This window comes from Oribacterium sp. P9 (genome assembly GCF_046365365.1).
Lineage (GTDB): Bacteria > Bacillota > Clostridia > Lachnospirales > Lachnospiraceae > Oribacterium.
On the sequence record NZ_JBKEIS010000028.1, the window covers coordinates 1 to 9,613 of the forward strand.

The window sequence follows — 9,613 nt, forward strand, 5'->3', positions numbered from 1 at the left end:
TCATCGTTCACGAGTACAAAAGGGGCAATCGTGTGATTGTATCAATTTTGTAAGGGCAACCGACCCGACATCGGGCTCTGGCAGCTTACTGATCAATATCGGTAAGACCGCGGCGAAGTACATGGATGATGCCAATCGCATCCGTTACTATGCGCAGGAACTGAAGGCCAACACCTACAACCTGACGCGAATGAATCTTGTCATGCGCGGCATCCTTCCGGATAACATTCTGACGAGAAACGGCGACACGCTCGAAGAGGACTGGCCGTATTTCGATGAGTCTGATCCGCAGGGCACCTATGAGCCGCTGTATGTGGATGCGGTGGTCTCAAATCCACCATATTCTCAGCGCTGGACGCCGAATGGCAAGGAAAATGACGCACGGTATGCCCGTTATGGCCTCGCGCCGAAATCGAAGGCAGACTATGCGTTCCTTTTGCACGACCTTTATCACCTGAAGCCGGATGGCATCATGACCATTGTGCTTCCACACGGCGTTCTTTTCCGTGGTGGAGAAGAAGGGGCGATTCGTAAAAACCTGATCGAGCAGAACAACATTGACGCCATCATCGGTCTGCCGGCGAACATTTTCTTCGGAACCGGCATCCCGACGATCATCATGGTGCTCCGCCAGAAGAGAGAAAACACGGATGTGCTCATCATCGACGCCTCGAAGGGATTCGCAAAGGAAGGCAAGAACAACAAGCTGCGTGCTTCCGACATCCGCAGAATCATCGACACCGTCAAGCAGAGGAAAACGGTGACCAAGTATTCCAAACTCGTGACCCGTCAGGAAATTCGGGACAATGACTACAACCTGAACATTCCGCGCTACGTGGATTCTTCCGAAGAGGCGGAGAGCTATGACATCTACGCCTCGATGTTTGGCGGTATTCCGAAGCCGGAACTGGAAGGCCTCAAATGCTACTGGGATGTATTCCCGTCCTTGCAGAATGAGCTTTTCGAAGGAGACGGTGAGTACCTGTCCCTGAAAACAGAAGATATTAAGAAGGTGATCCATGAAAATCGGGATGTAAAGACCTTTCTCGAGAACTATCAGCAGGCATTTGCTGACTTCGATGATGTGATGGATGAAACGCTGATTGATGCAGCGGAATCACTTTCGATACCGAAGACCGAAGAACACATCGCTTCGGATATTTTCGCGCGCTTTCATCAGGTGCCGCTGATCGATCCATATCAGGCGTATGAGATATTTGAAGGTGCATTTGCGACCGTTTCCGGTGACCTCGAGCTGCTCCAGGCAGAGGGGATGCAGGCGGTGAAGCAGGTCGATCCGAACATGGTAATCAAGAAAAAGGATGGAAAGGATCACGAAGTGCAGGAAGGATGGAAGGGTCATATTCTGCCATTTGAACTGGTTCAGCAGGTCTGCCTGTCCGATCAGGTGAACGCTCTGAAGGAAAAGCAGGACCAGCTTGCAGAGATTCCTTCGTCCTACGAGGAACTCCTGGACGGATTAAGTGAAGATAATAAGGAAACCATCTCGGATGCACTGAATGATAACAACGATGGCTTCGTCTTCAAGAACATCAAGTCCATGATTAAGACCTTAAAGGCCGATGGCGCAGCAGAAGCACAGCTCATCGAAGTGCTGCAGAGCGCTGACCGCCTGAATACGCGCGAAAAGAAACTGAAGAGCGAAATCAAGCAGGAAAGCGAAGCACTTCACCTGGCTACTAAGGACACCATCGAACATCTGACAGATGCCCAGGTACATATGCTTCTGCACGATAAGTGGATTCAGCCGGTAGAGGATGGCATCCTCGCCCTTTCTACGGACATGCTGAATACCTTCATCAAAAAGATCGAAGAACTCTCGAAAAAGTACGCCGTTACGATGAGCGACCTCGAAGCAGAAATCCAGGAAACCGAAAAATCGCTCGCCAGCATGCTCTCCGACCTCGTCGGCTCCGAGGAAGACATGGCCGGCATTCGCGAACTGCAGAAATTACTGGGAGGAAACCTCCATGAATAAACGAAAAGTACCGAAGATCCGGTTCAAAGGATTCTATGACGATTGGGAACAGCGTAAGTTATCTGAAATGTGCGGTACTTTTGAGTATGGACTTAACGCAGCCGCTAAGGAGTTTGACGGAAAAAACAAATACATCAGAATCACGGATATTGATGATGCCAGCAGAGAGTTCTTGCTTTCTGATCTTTCGTCCCCGGATATTTGCCTTGATGGTATGTCGAAATATATACTCTCAAGCGGAGATATTGTCTTTGCACGAACTGGTGCAAGTGTCGGAAAAACCTACATTTACAGGGAAAACGACGGCATTGTGTACTTTGCAGGTTTCCTTATTCGGGCAAAAGTCAATCAGGACAATGATGCAGAATTTGTTTTTCAAAGCACCCTTTCGCCGAGCTATGAGAAGTATATTCGTATTACCTCGCAGCGATCTGGACAGCCGGGTGTAAACGCACAAGAGTACGGTGAGTACGACTTGTTCGCCCCGTCAAAAGAGGAACAGCAAAGAATTGGACACTTCCTGCGAGGTATTGACAATCTCATCACCCTTCATCAGCGTAAGTTGGAAAAACTGAAAATTATCAAGAAATCGATGCTTGAAAACTGCTTCCCGAAAAATGGTGAAAAAGCTCCGAAAATTCGATTTTCTGGATTTTCTGACGATTGGGAACAGCGTAAGTTCGGCGAAGTGTTTATGTCATTGCAGAATAATACGCTCTCTCGTGCGGAGCTGAATGATGAGTTTGGTATAGCACAGAACATACATTATGGAGATGTGCTCATCAAGTACGATGACGTTTTGGATGTTTCCAAAGAGCCACTTTCGTATATTGAAAAGCAGTCGATTGCAGATAAATTCAAGACTTCTTACTTGCAAAATGGAGATGTCATCATAGCTGATACTGCTGAAGATGAAACTGTCGGGAAATGCACAGAAATAGAGGGATTGACGGATCAGAAAGTTATTTCCGGGTTGCACACGATGCCGGTAAGACCGAATAGAAAATTTGCAGCTGGCTTTCTTGGATTTTACCTTAACTCGGCCGCGTATCACGACCAGCTAAAACCGCTCATGCAGGGTATAAAAGTCACTTCAATTTCCAAGGGTGCTATGCAGGATACGGTTGTCAAATTTCCTTTGGATTTGAAGGAACAGGAACAGATTGGCATGTACTTTAGCGGCCTCGACCACCTCATCACCCTTCATCAGAGTAAGTTAGAAAAATTGAAAATGATAAAGAAATCCATGCTGGAAACGATGTTTGTATGAAATATATGAGTGGAGAGACGTCAGAAAATTAATTCGAATTTATTCTTTGCTACAGAGATAGTCAGGGAACAAAGATTTTTAGAAAGAATCATTTGAAGTTGACAATCAGTAGAGCCAAAAAGGCACTAGATATCTTGGGAACAGCGTAAGCTGGGAGATATTGCTTCTGATATGGTTGTAGGAGGCGACATCGACAAAGACTTAATTCTTGCTGAAGGTCAGTACCCGGTAATCGCTAATGCCCTCACTGGCGATGGAATTGTTGGGTATTATGATAAAGAATATAGAGTTAACGCTCCGGCTGTTACGGTTACTGGTCGTGGAGATGTTGGACACGCAAAAGCAAGATTGGTTAATTTTACGCCAGTTGTAAGGCTTTTATCAGTGAAATCAGAACACGATGTTTTCTTTTTAGAGAACGCCATCAATACTTTGAAAATTGTTATTGAGTCAACTGGCGTGCCACAATTAACTGTACCGCAACTCGCAAAATATGAAGTGGCATTTCCTCGGCAACTTGATGAGGAAGAACATATCGGAGCTTTTTTCAAGCACCTCGACAACCTTATCACCCTTCATCAGAAAAAGTGTTTTGAGTGGAAAAAGAGCGGATTTTCAAGTGCTTCTATATCTTGGGAACAGCGTAAGCTGGGAGATCAGATGTATATTAAAGCTCGTATCGGGTGGCAAGCATTAACAAAAAATGAGTATATGGAGTCTGGCGATTATTATCTTGTGACAGGAACGGATATTGATGAAAGTAGCCATACTGTTGACTTACTACGTTGTCATTATGTAACAAAAGAGCGTTATGATGCAGATAATAAAATCCAATTAAAAGAAGGCGATATTATAGTCACGAAGGATGGTACTATTGGGAAAGTAGCGATGATTACTGGGCTGGACAAGCCTGCAACACTAAACAGTCATTTGTTTGTGCTTAGAGATTTAAGTGAAAAATTGGATAATTATTATTTGTTGACCATTCTCACTTCTCCTATTTTTGAAAAGTTTGTTGTTGGAACAAAGACGGGAAGTACCTTAACGGGATTGCCACAAAAAACAATGGTCACGTTTGAATTCACTGCCCCGAATATTCAGGAACAGCAAAAGATTGCCGGTTATTTTCGCAACCTTGACCACCTCATCACCCTTCATCAGCGAAAGCTGGAGTTGCTGGAAAGGCTCAGAAATTCACTCGCTAACCGTTGTTTTATAGGAGAAAAATATACTTTGAGCAAACTGATTTTATACCACGGTAGTCCGAACCGAGTAATAGTGCCGAAGTTTGGCTTCGGCGAGGATCGCCATGATTACGGACGGGGATTTTATCTCACGGAGAACCTGGAGCTGGCGAAGGAGTGGGCGGTATGCAGGCCGGATGAGACGAATGGCTGGGTACATAAGTACGAGCTGGAGATGGAGGGACTGAACATCCTGGATTTTCAGAAGTACGATGTGCTGTCCTGGCTCGCAGAATTAATGAAGCATCGCGATGCTGCGGACTCGAGGCGATACAAGATGCTGGCGCAGAAGTTTATCGAGAAGTACGGGATCGATACCTGCGGATATGATGTGATCACCGGCTGGAGAGCGAATGCGTCGTATTTTTACATTGCGAAAGAGTTCGTGCGTGATAACATTGACATAGAGATACTGGAGGAATTACTGTCGCTTGGTGGCCTCGGCATTCAGTTCTGTATCAAATCAGAGCGTGCATTTGCACAGCTTTCCGAAGTGGAGCAGGACATCATGAGTGTGGACTACAGCGAGTTCAACGACCGATATAACAGTGGTACTACGATATGCCGAGCAGCGAGGTCGTGAAGAAGGTGCCGGTGACGTTTCTGGTGAAGGCATACGGCGGACTGCATGACCTCGATCTGGACCTGGCGGTGAAGAAGGTCGGTGAAACGAACTAAGGTATCTGCAGGAGGACTGCGGATGAATGGGAGATGGATGTATGGGCCATTTTGATAAAGAAGCTGATTTTGAACAGGCGATGATTACGGCGCTCCAGAGCTATGGCTGGGAGAAGAAGGTGCTGTACTGTGCGACAGAGCAGGATCTGATTCAGAACTGGGCGGATATTCTTTTTGAAAACAACCGCGATATCGATCGTCTGAACGACTGCCCGCTGATCAAGGAAGAAATGGATGAGCTGATCGAGCAGGTGCGGACGCTCCGTACGCCGCTGGCGCTGAATGGCTTTATCAATGGCGGCACTGTTTCCATCACGCGTAAGAACGAGAAGGATACGCTTCACTACGGAAAAGAAGTCAGTCTGAAGATCTATGATCGTATGGAAATCGCAGCAGGTCAGAGTCGCTACCAGATCGTGGAGCAGCCACTTTTTCCGCGCCATGAGAAGGTGCTGCAGGATCGTCGCGGTGATCTGATGCTGCTTATCAATGGTATGCCGGTCTTCCATATCGAGCTGAAGCGCTCGGGTGTGGATGTGCAGGAAGCGGTGAATCAGCTGATGAAGTATGCACATGAGGGTGTCTTTACAGGCCTGTTCTCCCTGGTGCAGGTATTCGTCGCGATGAATCCGGAGAAGGCGCTGTATTTCGCAAATCCGGGACCAGATGGACGGTTCAATTCGGACTTCTATTTCCACTGGGCAGATCTGAATAACGATCCGATCGATGACTGGAAGCAGGTCGTCGAGCGGCTGCTGTCGATTCCGATGGCACATCAGATGATCGGCTTCTATACGGTGGCCGATGATTCGGATGGTATACTGAAGGTCATGCGCAGCTATCAGTACTATGCGGCGAATAAGATTTCTGACCGTGTTGCGAAAAATGACTGGGCAGCAGGCCAGCAGCTCGGAGGCTATGTCTGGCACACGACAGGCTCCGGTAAAACGATGACGTCGTTTAAGTCGGCACAGCTGATTGCGAAGTCGAAGGACGCCGATAAGGTGGTTTTCCTGATGGACCGTATCGAGCTAGGTACGCAGTCACTGAAGGAGTACAGGGCGTTTGCGGACAATGCAGACGAAATTCAGGATACGGAAGATACCATCGCACTGATTGCAAAGTTGAAAAGCGGTGATCCGAACAGCACTTTGATCGTCTCTTCGATTCAAAAAATGAGCAACATCAAGGAAGACGCGGCGAGCAAGATGCGTGCAAAAGATCTCGAGGATATCCAGAACAAGCGCCTTGTGTTTATCATCGATGAGTGCCATCGTTCTACCTTCGGAGAGATGCTGTCGACGATTAAGGAGACATTCCCGAAGGCACTCTTTTTCGGTTTTACCGGAACGCCGGTTTTTACGGAAAATGAACAGGCGATGAGTACGACAGCCGATATTTTCGGTGATGAACTGCATCGCTACAGCATTGCCGATGGCATACGTGATAAAAACGTATTGGGCTTTGATCCGACCATGGTCAAGGTCTATCGGGATCAGGATCTCCGAAAGGAAGTGGCACTTCGTGAGGCTGGAGCGGCCTCGGTGGAGCAGGCGGTTTCGGATCCGACGAAGAGTAAGATCTATTATAAGTTCATGTCGGCGACGGAGGTTCCGATGGCTGGCATGAAGCTGGAGGATGGAAGCTATCGGAAGGGCATCGAGGACTATATTGGAAAGGAAGCCTGGCAGACCGACGATTATCAGAACGCGGTGATCGATGACATGATGGAGAACTGGCTGACGCTGAGCCGAAACTATAAGTTCCATGCGATTATGGCGACGTCCAGTATCCCGGAGGCAGTACAGTACTATCGGAAGTTCCGGAAAAACTATCCGGAGCTGAAGCTGACCTGTCTCTTTGACCCGACGATCGATAATAAGGGCGGCGAAAAGACCCTGGCGAAGGAAGACGGCATCAAGGAAATGCTGGAGGACTACAACCAGCTGTACGGACAGAACTTCGACATCGCTGGATATGCGGCTTTCAAGAAGGATGTATCGGCGAGGCTGGCACATAAGAGACCGTATGTGCGGATGAAGCCGGAGGAGCAGCTCGATCTTCTAATCGTCGTGAATCAGATGCTCACGGGTTTCGACTCGAAGTGGATCAATACTCTGTATCTGGATAAGGTGCTGCTGTATCAGAACCTGATTCAGGCATTTTCCAGAACTAACCGTCTCTTTAATATCAACGAGAAGCCATTTGGTTCAATCCGCTACTATCGCATGCCACATACGATGAAGCGGAATATCGAGGATGCCGTGAAGCTGTATTCAGGTGACCGTCCGCAGGGACTTTTCGCGGATCATCTGCCGGAGAATGTAGAGCACATGAACCTCACATATCAGGATATGGTTGCGGTTTTCAAGAGTGCGGATGTTCCGGGTATGGACCGGCTGCCGAAGGATGTGCCGTCGAGGGCGAAGTTTGCGAAGCTGTTCAGAGAGTTTGCCACCTATCTGCAGGCAGCCCGCATTCAGGGCTTCCGCTGGGAGAAGACGGAGTACGAGAGAAAGACGGATGCCGATGATGTGGCGCAGACCGGAACGATCACACTGATTCCAACGGAGGAAAAGTGGCAGATCCTTCTGCAGAGATATAAGGAGCTTGCGAAGAGTGCCCCGGATGATGATGGGAACGGCGGAGATGGAGAAACCACATTCCCGATCGATCCGTACCTGACCGAGCAGAGCACCGGCGTGATCGATAACGACTACATGAACTCACGCTTCGTAAAGTGGAAAAAGCAGCTGATGGATCCGAATACCGATCCACAGGAGCTGGAAAACACGTTAGCGGAGCTGCATAAGTCGTTTGCCTTCCTCTCACAGGAAGATCAGAAATTTGCCAATCTCTTCCTGCATGATGTGCAGACCGGTGATGTACATCTCGAGCCGGATAAAACCTTCCGTGATTACATCGTCATGTATGCGAAGAATGCGAAAACGACGCAGGAAAAACGTCTTGTTAATTACCTCGGGCTTTCAGAAGAGCTTCTGACCGACATCATGGATGCGCATGTGACGAAAAATAAGCTGAACGAATATGGCCGATTCGATGCACTGAAGGGTTCCGTCGTGAAGGAAAAGGCACAGGCGTACTTCACGAAGGTGGATGGGAAAAAGCTGCCACCGTTTATGGTGAATAATCGCGTGGATGAGCTGCTTACGAAGTTCATACTGAGTGACGGCTGTGATATCCCGGATCCGGATGCAGACTCTTCGGAGCAGGGGAAGAAAAATAAGTAAACAGTAAAATTGATTGGTCCTTCATCGGCGTAGAAAGGAGCATTTTATGCCGAGTGAATATCAATCAAATGATCAATTAAAGGAGTACTATCGTAACTGGATTTCTGTATACAAGGAGGGTGCCATCCGTGATGTCACCCTGCGGAAATATCAGATGAGCCTCGCCTGGATCGAGAAGCTTGCGCCAGACCTCAGACTCTGTGAGCTGACGCGCGTGGCATATCAGCAAATCATCAACGAATACGCGAAGGATCACGAGCGTCAGACGACGATGGATTTTCATCATCAGCTGAAGGGCGCGGTCCTCGATGCAGTGGATGAAGGCCTGATTCCACGTGACCCGACCAGAAAGGTGATTATCAAGGGTAGAACTCCGACCAGTAAGAAAATTAAGTATCTGAACCAGTTTGAGCTGCATACGCTTTTAAAGAGCCTTCGATTAGGAGAGAGCGTCAGCTGGGACTGGTTCATTTTGCTTGTGGCGAAGACGGGCATGCGTTTTTCGGAAGCACTGGCGATCACACCAGATGATTTTGACTTCGCACACCAGACGCTGTCGATCAGCAAGACGTGGAACTATAAGGATGGCGGCGGCTTCGCACCGACGAAGAATAAATCCTCGGTCCGAAAGATTCAGATTGACTGGCAGATCGTCATGCAGTTTGCATCGCTCGTCAAGGATCTCCCGTCGAGTCAGCCGATCTTCGTCGTAGGTGATGAGAAGGTCTATAATTCGACCGTCAATGACATCCTGGAACGCTATTGCCGGAAGCTGGAAATACCGGTCATCTCTGTGCATGGACTGCGCCATACACACGCCTCGATTCTCCTCTATGCGGGTGTATCCATCGCGAGCGTGGCGCGACGCCTGGGCCATGCCAGCATGACTACGACACAGAAGACTTATCTTCATGTTATTCAGGAGCTCGAAAATCAGGATGTGGATCTCGTCATGCGATCCCTGGCGAATTTAACGTAACGAAATAGGCAAACGCTGATGAAGGACTTGGGATTTCCGCATTTTGAAAGTGACTTTTAGTGTTGAGGGACTAAGGGATTGGTGTGAACTCTATGCTATACTGACTATAGAATGTTGTTGACTGCCTATATTGACTTCGGGCTGATCTGCTTGCGTGTCACGAGATTGATCTATATACTGTCATGAGATTAA

5 protein-coding genes are annotated in these 9,613 nt (G+C 48.1%); all 5 read left to right on the top strand.

The genetic code is table 11. The annotated features are described in order from the left end of the window. Positions 1-1,999 (top strand): N-6 DNA methylase (locus ACK8P7_RS10500; RefSeq protein WP_410044156.1); only part of this gene is annotated, 1,999 nt, incomplete at its 5' end. Beyond that, the gene (locus ACK8P7_RS10505; RefSeq protein ID WP_410044157.1) at positions 1,992-3,269 is read left to right on the top strand and encodes a restriction endonuclease subunit S; all 1,278 of its coding nucleotides are present in this window, start codon (positions 1,992-1,994) and stop codon (positions 3,267-3,269) included. The genes ACK8P7_RS10500 and ACK8P7_RS10505, both read left to right, overlap by 8 nt. A gap of 129 nt (positions 3,270-3,398) precedes the next feature. Beyond that, positions 3,399-5,096: a DUF3990 domain-containing protein gene (locus ACK8P7_RS10510; RefSeq protein WP_410044160.1), complete on the top strand. Its 1,698-nt coding sequence runs from the start codon at positions 3,399-3,401 to the stop codon at positions 5,094-5,096. A gap of 136 nt (positions 5,097-5,232) precedes the next feature. Continuing rightward, the gene (locus ACK8P7_RS10515) at positions 5,233-8,442 is read left to right on the top strand and encodes a type I restriction endonuclease subunit R, EcoR124 family (RefSeq protein WP_410044158.1); all 3,210 of its coding nucleotides are present in this window, start codon (positions 5,233-5,235) and stop codon (positions 8,440-8,442) included. 46 nt (positions 8,443-8,488) lie between these two features. Further along, complete coding sequence (locus ACK8P7_RS10520) at positions 8,489-9,421, top strand: site-specific integrase (protein WP_410044159.1); 933 nt, start codon at positions 8,489-8,491, stop codon at positions 9,419-9,421. Positions 9,422-9,613 lie beyond the last annotated feature (192 nt).